The organism is Moraxella catarrhalis (genome assembly GCF_001632285.1).
GTDB classification, from domain to species: Bacteria; Pseudomonadota; Gammaproteobacteria; order Pseudomonadales; family Moraxellaceae; genus Moraxella; species Moraxella catarrhalis.
In genome coordinates this window covers 224,802-240,176 of record NZ_LWAH01000013.1, presented here as the reverse complement: position 1 = coordinate 240,176, position 15,375 = coordinate 224,802, and the positions used below count along the sequence as shown (strand labels likewise).

19 protein-coding genes are annotated in these 15,375 nt (G+C 41.1%); 11 read left to right on the top strand and 8 right to left on the bottom strand.

What is annotated here, in order from left to right; all coding sequences use genetic code 11:
* Window positions 1-14 precede the first annotated feature (14 nt).
* The 4 genes from A4U55_RS04265 to A4U55_RS04255 all read left to right on the top strand — a co-directional run bounded on the left by A4U55_RS04265 (window position 15) and on the right by A4U55_RS04255 (window position 1,774).
* Window positions 15-233 carry a DNA adenine methylase gene (locus A4U55_RS04265; RefSeq protein ID WP_003660726.1) on the top strand — a complete coding sequence of 73 codons (219 nt, stop codon included), beginning with the start codon at window positions 15-17 and terminating at the stop codon, window positions 231-233.
* Window positions 234-394: 161 nt separating this feature from the next.
* Entirely contained in the window at window positions 395-1,174 is a 780-nt protein-coding gene (locus A4U55_RS04260) for a DpnI domain-containing protein (protein WP_063454052.1), read from the top strand.
* Complete coding sequence (locus A4U55_RS08815) at window positions 1,161-1,331, top strand: DpnD/PcfM family protein (protein WP_003660722.1); 171 nt, start codon at window positions 1,161-1,163, stop codon at window positions 1,329-1,331. The genes A4U55_RS04260 and A4U55_RS08815 overlap by 14 nt, the downstream gene beginning before the upstream one ends.
* A gap of 2 nt (window positions 1,332-1,333) precedes the next feature.
* On the top strand, window positions 1,334-1,774 hold the full coding sequence (locus A4U55_RS04255; protein ID WP_277784243.1) for a DNA-methyltransferase: 441 nt from the start codon (window positions 1,334-1,336) through the stop codon (window positions 1,772-1,774).
* Window positions 1,775-1,781: 7 nt separating this feature from the next.
* Here A4U55_RS04255 and A4U55_RS04250 read toward each other — a convergent pair whose 3' ends face one another.
* Both A4U55_RS04250 and A4U55_RS04245 read right to left on the bottom strand, forming a co-directional pair.
* A complete protein-coding gene (locus A4U55_RS04250) occupies window positions 1,782-2,687 on the bottom strand; it encodes a histone deacetylase family protein (protein ID WP_063454051.1) in 906 nt (301 codons plus the stop codon).
* A 35-nt stretch (window positions 2,688-2,722) separates the two neighbouring features.
* Complete coding sequence (locus A4U55_RS04245; protein ID WP_063454050.1) at window positions 2,723-3,358, bottom strand: YbjN domain-containing protein; 636 nt, start codon at window positions 3,356-3,358, stop codon at window positions 2,723-2,725.
* Between the two features lie 277 nt (window positions 3,359-3,635).
* On the opposite strand from A4U55_RS04245, the gene ccmA reads away from it, so the two are divergent.
* Both ccmA and A4U55_RS04235 read left to right on the top strand, forming a co-directional pair.
* Window positions 3,636-4,394 (top strand): heme ABC exporter ATP-binding protein CcmA, encoded by a 759-nt coding sequence (ccmA, locus tag A4U55_RS04240; RefSeq protein ID WP_003660715.1) that lies wholly within the window; start codon window positions 3,636-3,638, stop codon window positions 4,392-4,394.
* Window positions 4,391-5,065 (top strand): heme exporter protein CcmB, encoded by a 675-nt coding sequence (locus A4U55_RS04235; protein WP_004462715.1) that lies wholly within the window; start codon window positions 4,391-4,393, stop codon window positions 5,063-5,065. The genes ccmA and A4U55_RS04235 overlap by 4 nt, the downstream gene beginning before the upstream one ends.
* 40 nt (window positions 5,066-5,105) lie before the next feature.
* On the opposite strand, the gene A4U55_RS04230 is transcribed toward A4U55_RS04235, so the two are convergent.
* From A4U55_RS04230 to A4U55_RS04205, 6 genes are all read right to left on the bottom strand, one after another.
* Window positions 5,106-5,960 carry a nitrilase-related carbon-nitrogen hydrolase gene (locus tag A4U55_RS04230; RefSeq protein WP_003660712.1) on the bottom strand — a complete coding sequence of 285 codons (855 nt, stop codon included), beginning with the start codon at window positions 5,958-5,960 and terminating at the stop codon, window positions 5,106-5,108.
* Window positions 5,961-6,198: 238 nt separating this feature from the next.
* Window positions 6,199-6,399: a sulfur carrier protein ThiS gene (thiS, locus tag A4U55_RS04225; protein WP_003659201.1), complete on the bottom strand. Its 201-nt coding sequence runs from the start codon at window positions 6,397-6,399 to the stop codon at window positions 6,199-6,201.
* A 36-nt stretch (window positions 6,400-6,435) separates the two neighbouring features.
* Window positions 6,436-6,819: a DUF423 domain-containing protein gene (locus A4U55_RS04220; protein ID WP_003659203.1), complete on the bottom strand. Its 384-nt coding sequence runs from the start codon at window positions 6,817-6,819 to the stop codon at window positions 6,436-6,438.
* Between the two features lie 77 nt (window positions 6,820-6,896).
* Window positions 6,897-7,751 carry an RNA polymerase sigma factor RpoH gene (gene rpoH, locus A4U55_RS04215; RefSeq protein ID WP_196758370.1) on the bottom strand — a complete coding sequence of 285 codons (855 nt, stop codon included), beginning with the start codon at window positions 7,749-7,751 and terminating at the stop codon, window positions 6,897-6,899.
* Between the two features lie 444 nt (window positions 7,752-8,195).
* Window positions 8,196-8,615, bottom strand: coding sequence for a sulfurtransferase TusA family protein (locus A4U55_RS04210; RefSeq protein ID WP_003659205.1), 420 nt, complete (start codon window positions 8,613-8,615; stop codon window positions 8,196-8,198).
* Window positions 8,615-9,268 carry a YcxB family protein gene (locus tag A4U55_RS04205; protein WP_003659207.1) on the bottom strand — a complete coding sequence of 218 codons (654 nt, stop codon included), beginning with the start codon at window positions 9,266-9,268 and terminating at the stop codon, window positions 8,615-8,617. Before A4U55_RS04205 ends, A4U55_RS04210 begins: the two co-directional genes overlap by 1 nt.
* A 229-nt stretch (window positions 9,269-9,497) precedes the next feature.
* Here A4U55_RS04205 and serS point away from each other — a divergent pair, with 229 nt between their 5' ends.
* The 5 genes from serS (at window position 9,498) to uppS (ending at window position 15,374) form a co-directional block, all read left to right on the top strand.
* Window positions 9,498-10,766 carry a serine--tRNA ligase gene (serS, locus tag A4U55_RS04200; protein WP_003660708.1) on the top strand — a complete coding sequence of 423 codons (1,269 nt, stop codon included), beginning with the start codon at window positions 9,498-9,500 and terminating at the stop codon, window positions 10,764-10,766.
* Between the two features lie 196 nt (window positions 10,767-10,962).
* Window positions 10,963-12,951: a transketolase gene (gene tkt, locus A4U55_RS04195; RefSeq protein WP_003660706.1), complete on the top strand. Its 1,989-nt coding sequence runs from the start codon at window positions 10,963-10,965 to the stop codon at window positions 12,949-12,951.
* Window positions 12,952-13,145: 194 nt separating this feature from the next.
* The gene (gene pyrH, locus A4U55_RS04190) at window positions 13,146-13,871 is read left to right on the top strand and encodes a UMP kinase (RefSeq protein ID WP_003659214.1); all 726 of its coding nucleotides are present in this window, start codon (window positions 13,146-13,148) and stop codon (window positions 13,869-13,871) included.
* Window positions 13,872-13,976: 105 nt separating this feature from the next.
* On the top strand, window positions 13,977-14,531 hold the full coding sequence (gene frr, locus A4U55_RS04185) for a ribosome recycling factor (RefSeq protein WP_003659215.1): 555 nt from the start codon (window positions 13,977-13,979) through the stop codon (window positions 14,529-14,531).
* A 96-nt stretch (window positions 14,532-14,627) separates the two neighbouring features.
* Window positions 14,628-15,374 carry a polyprenyl diphosphate synthase gene (gene uppS / locus A4U55_RS04180; protein WP_003663268.1) on the top strand — a complete coding sequence of 249 codons (747 nt, stop codon included), beginning with the start codon at window positions 14,628-14,630 and terminating at the stop codon, window positions 15,372-15,374.
* The last annotated feature ends 1 nt before the right edge of the window (window position 15,375 follow it).

The window sequence follows — 15,375 nt, the reverse complement described above, 5'->3', positions numbered from 1 at the left end:
ACAATAGAAAAGTCATGAAACCTTTTATAAAATGGGCGGGCGGCAAGAATTCTTTGCTTGATAAAATTCAAAAACGCTTGCCTGATTTTGTTTACTCACAAGATTTTTGTTTGGTAGAACCTTTCGTTGGTGGTGGGGCGGTGTCCTTATGGGCATTGTCCGATTTGCCACATCTAAAACAGCTTATCATCAATGATTACAATGCCGATTTAATCAATGTTTACCCACATTAGCTCTAATCTTTAAAAGATAAACAAAGTATTGGGTTTATTATTTTTATTTGGCTGTCATTTTAATTTAGTGGATTGTGATGTTTGTTAAATGACATTCAATTAGATTGGATATGGGTAGATGCCATAAAAAGATAAAGAGAGTATAGGGCATGTAAAAGACGATGAATTTATATTTTGATAAAAACTTAGCAAATGAATACAGTAGTAAGGCTCAAATTGCAAGAGTTTTAACTGAAAATTGGGTGTTGAATAACTCATATTGTCCCAAATGCGGAAATCTGCCATTATCTGAATTTGGAAACAATCGACCTGTTGCTGATTTTTACTGTCAAAATTGCCTCGAAGAATTTGAGTTAAAAAGTAAAAATGGTCGTTTGCCCAATGTGATAACAGACGGTGCTTATGCAACGATGATAGAGCGTATCAACGCTAATAACAGCCCAAACTTTTTCTTCTTAACTTATGATAAACGGTGGCGAGTTAATGATTTTTTGATTATACCAAAACAATTTTTTACTCCAAGTATTATTATCAAAAGAAAGCCTTTGTCGCCCAATGCAAGGCGTGCAGGCTGGGTTGGATGCAATATTGATATATCCAATGTTGTTGATTTTGGTAAAATTTTTTTGGTCAAAAATTCTCAAATAATTAATCAAAATTTGGTGCAAGAACATTTTAATAATACCTTATTTATTCGCACTAAGAATATAGAGTCAAGAGGTTGGATATTGGACATAATGATGTGTATAGATAGTATTTCAAAAGATACTTTTAACCTAAAAGATATTTATGATTTTGAAGAGATATTAAAAATAAAATACCCAAACAATAACTTTATTAAAGATAAAATTAGACAGCAGTTGCAAATTTTAAGAGATAAAGGATTGATTGAATTCGTTGCCCGTGGTCGATATAAAAAGGTAAAATATGCAAACCTATAAAATACAACTTCAAGAGACTTTATCAAAAATTATTGAGATTCAAGCAAGTAACATTGATGAAGCCATTCGTATTGTACAAGAATCCTATCAAAATGAAGATATTGTACTGGATTGGGGTGATTTTGTTTTGGTGGAATTTGATGATGTTTCTGACTAAAAATTACTTCGTATTTCTCTTGCCGTTATTTTACTTATTCAAGTGAATGGATAATTTGGGCAAGAAAACATTCTAAGATACCACATTATTTTAACTATGATTTGATGAAAAAATTAAATGGTGATAAACAAGCCAAAGATGTTTGGCGATTGCCTGCGGTGGGTAGCTGGGAAAAGACACAGGGCAAACACCCTACTCAAAAACCACTTGGGCTTTTATCTCGTATTATATTATCATCTACCCAAAAAGGCGATTTGATTTTAGATCCATTCTCGGGTTCTGGTACAACAGGCATTGCAGCAACCATTTTGGGTAGGCAATTTATCGGCATTGATAAAGAATTGGAATTTTTAGAATTATCAAAAAGGCGTTATCAAGCAATTACACCCAAATCAAAATATGAATTTAAACAAAAAATTCGTGAGCAGATTAGTTTGGTGTAAAGGCACTTTAAGATGTCATCAACCCCACGGCCACCCCAAACACCCCACAATGAGCCGCCACCACCGTCTCAATATCAGGTGAATAGCCCCCACCCATGACAACAGTGACAGGGATGCCCGCCTTGTGTGCGGTGGTGAGTACCAGTTTGTCTCGCTCATAACAGCCTTGTAAGCTAAGCGATAATTTACCCAGTTTATCCGTCGCCAGTACATCCACGCCTGCTTGATAAAATAGCATGTCAGGGTCAAAATTATGGATAATCTTGGGCAGGGTCTTGCCCAGTATCGTCAAATACGCATTATCATCCGTACCATCATCAAGCTCTATGTCTAGGTCGGACGGTGGTTTGATAAAGGGATAGTTCTTTTTGCCGTGCATGCTAAACACAAAGACAGCAGGGTTATTTGCCATGATGGAGGCATTGCCGTTACCTTGATGCACATCCAAATCCACGCTTAAAATGCGTTTGGCTTGCCCTCGTGCTAAGAGCAAATTGCTCGCCACGCACACATCATTAAACACACAAAATCCCTCACCGTGGTCAGCAAATCCGTGGTGCGTACCACCTGATACCGACAAAGAGATGCCGTATTCTTTGGCGTATAAGGCACATTCGTAAGTGGCGTGCGTAATGTAGCGTTCTCGCTTGATAAGACTGGCGGACATGGGCAGACCGATTTTACGAATCTCTTTGTCCGTGAGCGTGCCTGTTTTTAATTTGTGCCAATAATCAGCGGTGTGCGTGCTTAGAATCTCTTGTTCTGACAACAGCTCGGGATGAAATAAATTATCTTGCGTGATGATGCCATCGGTAAGCAGTTTTTTGGGGATGAGGTCGTATTTTGCCATGGGAAAGCGGTGAGAGACTGGCAGACGATGACAAAATAGGGGAGAATAAGCAATTTTTAGCATAACTTAACCAAAATGCAAAAATATAATCAAATCTATCACTGATATTGATCGGTTGGCTCAAAGTATTGATCCAAAAGGTCTTTGGTATGAGCATCGGTAGGGTGCTGCAGGTAATCAGTAACGATGGGGCTGGGGTCGGCTTCATAAAGTACATCATCATACAGCCTTTGGGCAAGTTCAGTTAGGCTTGCCACACCTTGCAAATGCACGCCCAAAGCGTTATCGCTTAATGGAGTAAATTCAGCATCCAAGCTAACTTTGGCGTGTACCTCGCCATCGGTTGGGTCAAGCTCAATACTCCCAAAAGGGATTGATAGATTTGCCTTAGCGATCGCCATCAGCATCATCGCAAAATGACTATCAGGCACCACTTCAGGCAAAATACCAAAGATAGAAACCAGCTGGCTTGTTTCATTGATACGAAACACACAAGACCATTGATATTTAGTATAACTAAATAATATAATCAGATGATGAATTTGAGGCGTTATCGTGCCATCGTTTGATCGTGCTTCATATTGCCAGCCATGACGCTTTAGGTATTGGATGATATGATCGGTGATGGGCTGCTTTGTGTCTGATTGATGCTCAGTGATGGACTGTGCGTTCTTATTTGAGCGTTTGGCATCTGCTCGTTTGAGTAATGATTTTAATTTTTTTAACAGTTTCATCACAGTTATGAATTCATTAAATAAATCGTTGGATGGCTTTTTAGGATCGATATGGCAAGATTTTTATCAATATAAAATTTGGGCAAATCTGTGTTAATTTTTTATGAAAACCAATCAGATACTTGAGTAAAAATCACACACCAACAGCCAAAATATCATAAATACCACCAAACAACTCAGATTTTTAACGCTAATGTACGCTTGGTAGATGAACTTGTATTGTATCATAAAATGGCTGTCTACTTTGGTATATTTATAGACCATAAGTGATAAAGCTATGTTAATAGGTTGGGTGATATGGCGGTTTATCATAGCTTTATTTGATAGGGTTGTGGTAAAATTAGGGGTTAATTTATATACCACAGTTAAACCCATCATTTTCATCATTGATACCAATCATGCCATGACAACAGTAACTAAGCCCATTGATACCGATAATAAGCCAATCCTTACGATTGATAAACTGGATGTACAGCGTGGTGATTTTGTGCTGTGCCAAGAGGTGCAGTTGACCTTAGAGATGGGTGATGTGTGTCATCTGATTGGCGAAAATGGCTTGGGTAAAACAACACTTATGTCTCAGATTGCAGGTTTATTACCTATTATTCATGGGACTTGTGTGTGTGCTGGTGCTATGGTATATGTCTCGCATCAGCTTGGTATCAGTGCAGCGTTGACTGTCGCACAAAATTTGCGATTTTTGTTGTCGCTATATGGTGTGGATGCTGATGATACATTGATTGATGAAGCATTATGGCAGGTGGGACTTGAGGGGCTGCAAGATATCTCAAGTGTTCAGCTATCAGCAGGTCAGATGCGACGAGTGGGATTGGCTCGCTTGTTTGTTTTGACACCAAATGAGGCATCATTTTGGCTGCTTGATGAGCCACTGACGGCACTAGATACCACCATGGTTCAAAGACTTGAGGCGTGTATTTTAGCATTTGCAAAGGCAGGCGGCGCTGTACTGATGACCAGCCATCAGGCGACAAAAGCGACAAATCGGCAACTGAATTTGGCGGAATTTGCGTTATGATGACTCATCCTTTTTTGACCATGATTACCCGTGAATGGCAAATCAAACGACAAGGCACAGTTCAGTGGCTTTATCCTTTGGTGCTGTTTTTATTGATTATTACACTATTTCCCTTGGCGATTGGCAATGAACCAAAGCTTTTACTCAGATTGGCACCTTCGGCGGTGTGGATTGCTGCTTTGCTTGCATTGGTGATTGGTGTGGATGATTTATTCCGCAGTGAGTTTGATAACGGCACATTGGCACAAATGGTCGTTGCCAAATCACCCTTAATCATTTGGGTTTTGGCACGGCTTTTGGTGCATTGGTTGTTTAGTGCAGGCGTGGTAGCAATCTTATCCTTATTAGTGATTATATTGTTTGAGATGCCATTTGGTGAAGCGGGAATATTGATGGTTTCGATATTTGTGGGTTCTCCGATTTTGCTTGGATTGTCTGCGATTGCAAGCAGTTTGACTTTAACTTTAAAAAATGGTGCAGTTCTTGTCCCTTTGATTGCATTACCGATGCAACTGCCTGTGCTGATATTTGCAACAGGTGCGGTGGACTTATATGCCACAGGGTTAAATGGCTTACCAACCTTGGCTTTATTGGCGGCAGGCAGTATTATCACGGTGCTGGTGACGCCATGGGTTGTCGCCTCAGTACTCAAAATGGCATGGGCAGATTAATCATCACACAGTATCATCAATCCAGTGGTAGGCTGTCATGCTATGCCAAGTGATGGCAGTCAAAAATCGGCATGGCAGCACGGATTTTAGCTTGCCTATCAGCGTCATAATCAGCATAAGCAATACAATAACCGTTGTCTGCCACCTCAGTGCGACCACTGTCTGCGATGATTTGACCATGTGCATTCACAATCATGGAATGACCCCAAGTCTGGCGTATGCTATTACCGATCTGATGGATACCGCCTTGAGCTGAACCGATAATCAGGCATTGACTATCCAACGCACGCGCCTGTAGCAGCATTTGCCAATGTGCCTGACCTGTGCGATGTGTAAACGCAGCTGGGACAGTGATGATGTCCGCCCCCATTTGTCTGAGCCGCTGAGCAAAGGCAGGGAATCTGACATCAAAGCAAATCATCATGCCAACATTGATCGTCTGCCCATGAATGACGCACGGCTCACAGACCAATCGGCTGCCATGCTCAAATGTCTTACCTTCATCATAGTTGCCTGTGCTGTCATCAATAGTTGCACGAAATAGATGAATTTTATCATATCGTGCTTTGATATTACCTTGGTCATCAATCAGTAGACTAACTTGTCTGACAAGATCGCAAGGCACATCACTGCCATCGGGACGAGTTGGGCAAGGTAGCGTACCTGCTAATAGATGAACGCCATATGTCTTGGCAAGCGATTGATAAAATTGGCAGATTTCATCATAGCGAGTGGCAAGCTGACTTTGACGACCCATAACGCAAGCATTTTCGGGCAATACGATAAATTTAGCATCACAGGCGGCAGCTTCGCTGATGGCATTATTGATAATACCTAGGTTGGCGTCAATGTCAGTTTGGCTATTTAGCTGAATGGTAGCAATGCGAATGGTCATGACATTTCCTTGATTTTTTAGATGATTTTGGATTAACCTATCGATATTTGTTTGGATTGTCAAGGCAATTTAGATGGATTTGTACAAGATCATCATAAAAATACTTGCAAAATTGGGTAGGCTGTGCGATAGTAACAATACCCAATGACGATCACTAACAGGCATTTGATCATCATTGGGTATTTTTTTGGGTACTTTAGATTGTCGAAGATTAAATTTGGTATCAATACAGCGTGTATCAGCCACCACCAACGGCTTGCACAACTTCGATACTCATACCATCTTTTAGCTCTGTGAGCGTCAAGCGTGATTTTGGTACGAGCATCTCATCAATCTCCACTGCAAATCGCCCCTGGGTCAGACCGTGGGCATTTAGCAATTCAAATACCGTTGAATGATCCGACTGGGTCGGTTGTCCGTTTAAAGTTACTTGTTTCATAGTTTAAATTTTTGATTAAATTTTGGTTAAATTGGGTTAAGCCAAGCGAGTCGTTTTGGCGATTTGTAAGGCAAACACAAGCCAACCGATGATCAGTAAACCACCACCGATAGGTGTGATTGCCCCAAGCCAACGAGGCGCACCAAGTGCCATGGTATACAGTGTGCCTGAAAATATCACAATACCCATTTGTAGTAATACGCCAGCCAAAGCAGAGCGATATCGCCCAATATGCTGTAAAACACCAATAACCAATAAGCCCAACGCATGAATGAACAAATACAGCGTGGCAGTTTGCCAAATCTGTAACGCATACTCATCAGCAATGTGCTTAAGTCCATGTGCACCAAATGCCCCAAAGGCGACACCTATAGCAAGATTAAGCGCCGCCACTAACAGCCAATTGATTTTAACAGTCATAAAGCCTTCTATTTGATGGTGATTATGAAGAATAATACAACAAATACTAATACAACAAATTAGCCCAATGAAACCTTTTATTCATCTATAATCATACGATCAAGCGTAATAGCTTCTTTGATTTTATTCATGGCATTTTTTTCAATTTGGCGAACTCGTTCAGCCGAAATATTATAAGTTGCCGCAAGCTCATGTAATGTGGATTTTTGGTCAGCCAGCCACCGCTGCGTGATGATATCACGAGAGCGTTCATCTAGGGTTTCCATCGCATCTTTGAGTGCGGTTGTGGTATTTTCTTCCCAATCTGCCTCCTCAACGACATCGGCAGGATTGACCGCATCCTCCAAAAATAGCTGAGGGGCATAGCGTCCTTCATCATCATCTGAATCTTGTGCCTCAAAAGACGCATCATAACTGGTCAAGCGTGATTCCATCTCCAAAACTTGCTTGACAGTCACATTCAAATCATTGGCGATGGCAGTTGCTTCATCTAAAGTCAGCTGATTAGAGGATTTTTTTAGGCTGCGTAAATTAAAAAATAATTTACGATGTGCTTTGGTGGTAGCAACTTTAACAATACGCCAATTTTTGATGACAAATTCATGAATCTCCGCCTTAATCCAATGTACCGCAAAACTGACCAAACGCACCCCCTTATTAGGATCAAAGCGTTTGACGGCTTTCATTAAGCCAAGATTGCCTTCTTGGATCAAATCGGCTTGGGATAATCCATATCCTGAATAACTGCGTGCAATATGAATGACAAATCTTAAGTGGCTCATCACAAGCAGCCGAGCGGCTTCAACATCGCCATCATGATAATAACGCTCAGCCAAGGCACGCTCTTCTTCGGGTGTTAAAATAGGAATTTGATGCACAGTATTAATATAAGCACCCAAATTCACCCCAGGTGCTGCCAAATGGGTCGGCATGGCTGGTACTAGATCGTGCGTCGCAATGGCATCTGTGTCAGATGGTGTACTGTGAGCTTTGGGCGTAGCAGAAATTTTGGGTTTATCGATATCATCATCAATATCATCGATGATTTCGGCGTACTCTTCATCATCAATCTCATGAAAGCCGTCTAACGCTTCAATCAAATCCTCATCAAACTCATCGTCATATGTGTCATCATAGCCTTCATGGTTGTGATCATAATCATCATCGTTATCTTGGGTGCGTTTGGGTGCCATTTTGTCCCTATATATTCTCAAAATCTTGATACTATTGTAGGCAATTTTCCAAAAATTAGCTAGTATCCAATCTTTTAATCACATAAATTTTACAATCTGTAAAATTTGGCTAACCTTAATTTTTATGCCGAGTTTGATAAAATCTTTTTATATTAAATCTTTTTATATTAAATCAGTTTTATATTAATTTGCAGGCTTGATAATGATAAAGTGATAGATGGGCGTCTCATTGGTCAAGTCATGACTATGCCAAGTATGGGCAATCAGAGCGTTTTTGTTGCAATAGGTCACTAAGTCTTTTTGAGAGTTTTGGTCGGTAGCGATTAAATACAGCGCTTGATTATCGGTGACATGACGCAGTGTCACTTTGGCTTTTAATAAGGGCATCGGACAAGGCAGATTTCTGGCATCATAAAACACCTCTACGATATTTAAAGGAAGGTTTAATGCTTCTAGTTTGCTGGTCAAATGAGCGTTAAGCGTACTTTTATCTTCTGCTGTGAGCGTGTCAAATATATGATTTAGCATCTGTGTCACCGAATAAAATTGACATAAACATGATGGGGCGGTGGCATATTTATTAGCATTAGGTTTTAGCGGCATTAAGGCGTTTGAACCATAGACTCTAAGCCTTTTGGCCTAACTTGGCTTAGGTGCTTTTTGATGGTATCGATGGGTAGACCTTGTTTTTCGAGGCGTTTCGGGATAATTTGGCTACCTTTTTGACCTTTCATGTCAAACATCATGAATAAATAGTCATCTGTCTCATCCCAGCTACTCACTGTATGCCAAGGTATGGTTGCTGACTGCGTTGCACCTGCACGCATTTGCATACCTCGCATTTGTGGTGATTTCATCAGATCGGTGGATGTAGGCATCGCCATAACAAGCCCGTGTGATTGTACACCTAATTGCAGAGTGCGAAGCTGTTCAGGCATTTGGGTACTTGCCACTTGTTTTTCATATTCACGCTTCATATACCATTTCATACCCAAGGTACGAGCAAGCAGATACACACCAACCAAAATCAGCATAAGCCAAAAAATGATTGTCGAATAGCCACTGACAAATACCAAGCCTGCAATCGCCGCCACAACCATCAGGGCAATCACAATCCACTCTGTGCGTTTTAAGGACTTTAGTGTAAAATGACTTGTGCCTTTTTCAAACAATGATAACTGTGCTGCGTAAAATTCAGTTTCGCTCATGTTTAAAGCGATGGGCTTTAGCGTATAGGGATAAAGTGCTTTGGTCATTGAGATAAATCCTAACGATGAATTTGCCTATATTACCCATTTTATCCAAAAAAATAAACCCAAAGTTAATATTTGTCAAAATTTTTTGATTTTTAACTGCTTTGATTTGAAATTGGCTTAAGTTTTGGGGGAAAATTTGCTATTATAAGAATAAGAATAAATTTTATTGTTCATCATTTTAGCACGCCAAGCGCCGTTTGGGGCGTTTTTGTGCTTGATAGGATTTGATATGTTAGACCCTAAATTTTTGCGTGGTAACCTAGAAGAGCTAAAAGCCAAGCTTGCGGTGCGTGGTTATGATTTGGATGTGGCATTTTGGCAGGAAGTTGAAAATCAGCGTAAATCTATCCAAGTAAAGACCGAAGCATTACAAGCCAAAAAAAATGCAGGTGCTAAAAAGGTCGGTGAGCTCAAACGACATGGTGAAGACACAAGTGAGCTGATGAACCAAATGCAATTGGTCAGTGAAGCCATGAAGGCTGCCGAAAATGAGCTAAAAGAACTACAAAACACCATCACAACCGCCGCACTACAAATCCCAAATCTGCCCGATGATAGTGTGCCTGTGGGCAGTGATGAAACTGATAATGTTGAAGTGCGTCGCTGGGGCGTGCCTCGTGAGTTTGATTTTGCAATCAAAGACCACACCGATATTGGTGAAAGCTTAGGTCAGCTTGATTTTGAGTTGGCAGCTAAATTGACAGGTGCTCGTTTTAGTGTTTTAAAAGGTCATCTTGCTAAGCTCAATCGTGCGTTGGTGCAATTTATGCTTGACACGCATACCCAAAAATATGGCTATACCGAGATGTATGTACCTTATATGGTTAATTCTGATAGTTTACAAGGTACAGGACAGTTGCCTAAATTTGAAGAAGATTTGTTTAAGCTTCGTGGCGAAAAAGAATATTATTTAATTCCAACATCAGAAGTGCCACTGACCAACAGTGTTCGTGATACCATTCTTAGCCCTAAGGATTTGCCCATCAAACTGACCGCACATACGCCATGTTTTCGTAGTGAGGCAGGCAGTGCAGGGCGTGATACACGAGGGCTGATTCGTCAGCATCAGTTTGAAAAAGTTGAAATGGTGCAAGTAACACGGGCTGATAGCTCAATGCAGGCATTAGAGGATATGACTGCACAGGCAGAATATGTCTTGCAAGCGCTTGAGCTGCCATATCGTGTTATGACACTTTGTACAGGCGATATGGGCTTTAGTGCCGTTAAAACTTACGATATTGAGGTTTGGTTGCCATCTCAAAATATGTATCGTGAAATCTCAAGTTGCTCAAATTGTGGCGATTTTCAGGCACGGCGTATGAGTGCTCGCCTAAAAGATGGCAAACACAGTGAATTGGTGCATACGCTAAATGGTTCGGGTTTGGCAGTTGGGCGCACTTTGTTGGCAATTTTAGAAAATCACCAAAATGCTGATGGTACGATCACGATTCCCAAAGCTTTACAGCCTTATATGGGTGGACTTGAAGTGATTGCCTAAGATAAAAGCCGCTTTGATAGCGGCTTTTGAAAGGGTGATTTTAGTATTGCCTTTTTTAGGCATTTAAACAAGGTAAATTAGGCATGATTGCCAAAAATGTACTTGGGTGATTGTCAGTATCTGATGACCAAATTTCAAAGCCCAAAAATACTGAAAATATGATATAATGAAGCAAATTTTGTTAGGAACTTTGCTGATGCCAATCGAACTTAACCAACGCCATAACGCCAATGCTATCCGTATTCTTGCGATGGATGCCGTCCAACAAGCCAACTCAGGTCACCCAGGGGCACCGATGGGTATGGCGGATATCGCAGAAGTGCTATGGCGAGAGTTTTTACGCCATAATCCAAAAAATGCCAAATGGGTAAACCGTGATCGCTTTGTGCTATCTAATGGCCATGGCTCAATGTTATTGTATGCTTTACTGCATTTGACTGGTTATGATTTAAGTATTGATGATCTTAAAAATTTCCGTCAGCTGCATTCAAAAACCGCAGGTCATCCTGAATACGGTTATGCCGATGGTATCGAGACAACCACAGGACCTTTAGGTCAAGGTATTGCTAATGCCGTTGGTTTTGCGTTGGCTGAGAAGACTTTGGCAGCACAGTTTAACAAACCTGACAATGCAATCATTGATCATTTTACCTATGCGTTTTTGGGTGATGGTTGTTTGATGGAAGGTGTTAGCCATGAAGCATGCTCACTGGCGGGTACTTTGGGGCTTGGTAAACTGATTGCTTATTATGATGATAATGGCATTTCAATTGATGGCGAGGTTGAAGGTTGGTTTTCTGATGATACTGCCAAACGATTTGAAGCGTATGGCTGGCAGGTATTAAAAATTGATGGTCATGATGCTGATGCCATTCGTGATGCCACCAATCAAGCCAAAGCAGAATCAGCCAAACCGACATTGATTATTTGCAAAACCATTATTGGTTTGGGCTCGCCTAATAAACAAGGTAAAGAAATTAGCCATGGTGCACCTTTGGGCTTAGACGAAATTGCTTTGACACGCACGCAAATGGGCTGGGCGGACACCACGCCTTTTATAATTACCGATGAGATGTATCGTGCTTGGGATGCCACCGCCAAAGGCAGTACCGATGAAGCAGCTTGGAATAAACAGTTTGCTGAGTATCAAGATAAATATCCTAAGGAAGCTGCTGAGCTTTTACGCCGTTTCAGTGGTGATTTGCCAGAGAACTTTGATCAGCTGGCAGATGAATTTATCCAAACTTGCGTCCAAAAAGCAGAAAGTATCGCCACACGCAAAGCCAGCCAAAACGCCATCGCAGCACTTGCACCACACTTACCTGAAATCTTGGGCGGTTCAGCTGACCTTGCAGGTTCAAACCTAACTTTGTGGTCAGGTGCTAAAGGTGTTCAAGAGTACGCCGATGGTAATTATGTTCATTATGGTGTGCGTGAATTTGGCATGACAGCAATTGCCAACGGCGTGGCACTGCATGGCGGATTTATCCCCTACACAGCGACATTTTTAATGTTTATGGAATATGCTCGTAATGCTGTGCGTATGTCATCGCTGATGAAGCAGCGTGTGATCAATGTTTATACTCACGACTCAATTGGTCTGGGTGAAGATGGCCCAACGCACCAGCCTGTCGAGCAGATTGCTAATTTACGCATGACCCCAAATCATTATGTATGGCGTCCTTGCGATACTGTTGAGACAGCAGTGGCATGGAAGATGGCGCTTAAAACAAAAACCGCTCCTTCATCATTGATTTTATCTCGTCAGAATTTGGCATTTCAATCTCGCAGTGATGAGCAAATTCAGAATATCGAAAAAGGCGGATATATTTTAGCACCCGAAAAAGGTACTCTTAAAGCCATCATCATCGCAACAGGTTCTGAAGTTGAGCTTGCGATGCAGGCGTATGAGCAACTAGAAGGCGTGCGTGTGGTTTCTATGCCATGTGCTGAGATTTTTGTTAAGCAGGACAGTGGTTATATCGAAAGTGTGTTACCATCTGATGTTCGTGTGCGTGTTGCTGTTGAGGCGGCAATCACGGATTATTGGTATAAATTTGTTGGCTTAGATGGCAAGGTTGTTGGTATGACGACATTTGGAGAGTCTGCACCTGCCAAGGTATTGTTTGAGCATTTTGGTATCACAACCCAAGCTGTGGTGGATGCGGTAAATTCTTTACTTTAATCGTATCAGATAATAAAAAATCGGGTGATTGTATGACACCCGATTTTTTTATTTTAAGTAATGGTTAAAAATGATGATGGTTAGATTGCTCACATTTATCAGTATCAAAAATTGATGAAATATGCTAAAATTGGGAAAATATGTCCTAATTTTGCAAGGGCGAAATAAGCCACTTTAATCAGCTTGGGGGCTGTATGTCTGATAAAAATCCACAATTTTCACGCATTTTATTAAAACTATCGGGTGAAGCGTTGGCTGGCGGTCGTGATATGGGCATTGATGCTAATATCTTGGATCAAATGAGCCTATCCATTGCACATCTTCGAGGGCTGGGTGTTCAAGTTGGTATTGTTGTTGGTGGTGGCAATTTGTACCGTGGTAGTACGCTACAAAAACAAGGGTTGGTTGGTCGTGTGACAGGTGACCAAATGGGCATGCTCGCAACCGTGATGAATGGTTTGGCGATGCGTGATGCTTTGGTACGCCGAAATATTAAAACTCGCCTAATGTCAGCGATTGCCATTGATACAGTAGTTGAGTCATATTCTAGCCGTGATGCGATACGCCACTTAAATAATGGCGAGGTGTGTATCTTTGTGGCAGGTACGGGTAATCCATTTTTTACCACAGATACCGCAGCGTGCTTGCGTGGCATCGAGATTGAAGCAGGGCTGATTTTAAAAGCCACCAAAGTTGATGGCGTTTATGATAAAGACCCAACAACCGATGATGATGCGGTTAAATTTGACAGTTTGAGTTTTGATGAAGTGCTTGAAAAAAAGCTTGGTGTGATGGATTTAACAGCGATTGCGTTATGCCGAGAGCATAATGTACCGCTACAAGTATTTGATATGAATAAACCAAATGCGCTATTGAATGTGGTTATGGGTGAGGCTGAAGGTACACGAGTTTATCACTAAGCTTAGCATTTATACCTTAATATTCATATAAAATTTATTTATATGAAATATGTGAGATAAAATTGAGTTAAAAATTTAGACAATTGTGATGATTAAGGAAATTTTATGATTAATGAAATTAAAACAGATGGCGAAAGCCGCATGCAAAAATCTATCGAAGCTTTGGAAGCTGCTTTTAGTAAGCTGCGTACGGGTCGAGCCCATCCAGGGATTTTATCAGGCGTGATGGTCAGCTATTATGGTTCTGATACACCGTTAAATCAGGTAGCCAGTATCAATGTAGAAGACAGTCGCACTTTATTGGTGCAGCCATTTGAGCGGTCTATGGTACAAGCTGTTGATAAGGCAATCCGTGAAGCGGATTTGGGTCTAAATCCAATGACCGCTGATGTGATTCGTGTCCCAATGCCTGCTTTGACCGAAGAGACACGCCGTGATATGCAAAAAATTGCTCGCAATGATGCTGAACAAACACGCATTTCTGTGCGTAATATTCGCCGTGATATGCTAAGTGATATTAAAGATTTGCTAAAAGATAAAGAAATATCAGAAGATGATGAACGCCGTGCTGCAGATGACATTCAAAAATTAACGGACAAATTCATCGCAACCATTGATAGTCGCCTAGAGAAAAAAGAAAGCGAACTGATGGAAGTGTGATTGATTATAAAATAGCATGGGTAAGGAGTTTTCTTTATCCATGTTATTCATTTATTTAGATTAGATTTAAAGTTAAATGACGGTAATTGTAAAACCATGACAACCCAAATTTGTGAATCTTTACCCATCATTCCCAAGCACATTGCCATCATTATGGATGGCAATAATCGCTTTGGTAAATCCAAACAGCTGGCAACAGGTGCAGGCCATGTGGCGGGTAAAGATGCACTTGATCCGATTGTTGAGCATTGTTTGGCTTTAGGGGTTGAGGTGCTGACGGTATTTGCCTTTTCAAGTGAAAATTGGGCACGCCCAAAAGATGAGGTGGATCTTTTGATGCGTCTTTTGTCCCAAACGATTTACGAGCAGCTACCACGCATGAATCAGCACCGTATCCGTCTGCGTTTTATCGGTGATAGAAGTCAAATTGATGGCGACTTGGTAAAGCTTATGGCACAGGCAGAAGCCAAGACGGCAGATTTTGATGCGATGACTTTGGTGATTGCTATCAGCTATGGCGGACAATGGGACATTACCAATGCCGCCAAAAAACTTGCCAAACAAGTTGAATTGGGTCACTTATCTGCTGATGATATCGATATACAAATGATAAAAACGCAGCTTGAATTGGCGGATTTACCTTCTGTGGACATGCTGATTCGTACAGGTGGAGAGTACCGCATTTCAAATTTTTTACTTTGGCAGACGGCATATGCTGAATTATTTTTTACGCCCACATTATGGCCTGAATTTGGCTGTGATGAGCTTGATGAGATGATTCGTATTTTTGCTGGTCGTGAGCGTCGATTTGGCATGACAAGCGAACAAATCCAAAAAACCTAAG

Excerpts from the sequence above, each read along its gene's own strand:
- uppS (WP_003663268.1), top strand. The coding sequence starts at position 14,628 with ATGACAACCCAAATTTGTGAATCTTTACCCATCATTCCCAAGCACATT.
- A4U55_RS08815 (WP_003660722.1), top strand. The coding sequence starts at position 1,161 with ATGCAAACCTATAAAATACAACTTCAAGAGACTTTATCAAAAATTATT.
- A4U55_RS04265 (WP_003660726.1), top strand. The coding sequence starts at position 15 with ATGAAACCTTTTATAAAATGGGCGGGCGGCAAGAATTCTTTGCTTGAT.
- tkt (WP_003660706.1), top strand. The coding sequence starts at position 10,963 with ATGCCAATCGAACTTAACCAACGCCATAACGCCAATGCTATCCGTATT.
- thiS (WP_003659201.1), bottom strand. The coding sequence starts at position 6,399 with ATGAAACAAGTAACTTTAAACGGACAACCGACCCAGTCGGATCATTCA.
- rpoH (WP_196758370.1), bottom strand. The coding sequence starts at position 7,751 with ATGCCGACCCATTTGGCAGCACCTGGGGTGAATTTGGGTGCTTATATT.
- A4U55_RS04230 (WP_003660712.1), bottom strand. The coding sequence starts at position 5,960 with ATGACCATTCGCATTGCTACCATTCAGCTAAATAGCCAAACTGACATT.
- A4U55_RS04235 (WP_004462715.1), top strand. The coding sequence starts at position 4,391 with ATGATGACTCATCCTTTTTTGACCATGATTACCCGTGAATGGCAAATC.
- A4U55_RS04205 (WP_003659207.1), bottom strand. The coding sequence starts at position 9,268 with ATGACCAAAGCACTTTATCCCTATACGCTAAAGCCCATCGCTTTAAAC.
- A4U55_RS04250 (WP_063454051.1), bottom strand. The coding sequence starts at position 2,687 with ATGCTAAAAATTGCTTATTCTCCCCTATTTTGTCATCGTCTGCCAGTC.
- serS (WP_003660708.1), top strand. The coding sequence starts at position 9,498 with ATGTTAGACCCTAAATTTTTGCGTGGTAACCTAGAAGAGCTAAAAGCC.
- A4U55_RS04220 (WP_003659203.1), bottom strand. The coding sequence starts at position 6,819 with ATGACTGTTAAAATCAATTGGCTGTTAGTGGCGGCGCTTAATCTTGCT.
- A4U55_RS04260 (WP_063454052.1), top strand. The coding sequence starts at position 395 with ATGAATTTATATTTTGATAAAAACTTAGCAAATGAATACAGTAGTAAG.
- ccmA (WP_003660715.1), top strand. The coding sequence starts at position 3,636 with ATGTTAATAGGTTGGGTGATATGGCGGTTTATCATAGCTTTATTTGAT.
- A4U55_RS04245 (WP_063454050.1), bottom strand. The coding sequence starts at position 3,358 with ATGAAACTGTTAAAAAAATTAAAATCATTACTCAAACGAGCAGATGCC.
- frr (WP_003659215.1), top strand. The coding sequence starts at position 13,977 with ATGATTAATGAAATTAAAACAGATGGCGAAAGCCGCATGCAAAAATCT.
- pyrH (WP_003659214.1), top strand. The coding sequence starts at position 13,146 with ATGTCTGATAAAAATCCACAATTTTCACGCATTTTATTAAAACTATCG.
- A4U55_RS04210 (WP_003659205.1), bottom strand. The coding sequence starts at position 8,615 with ATGCCGCTAAAACCTAATGCTAATAAATATGCCACCGCCCCATCATGT.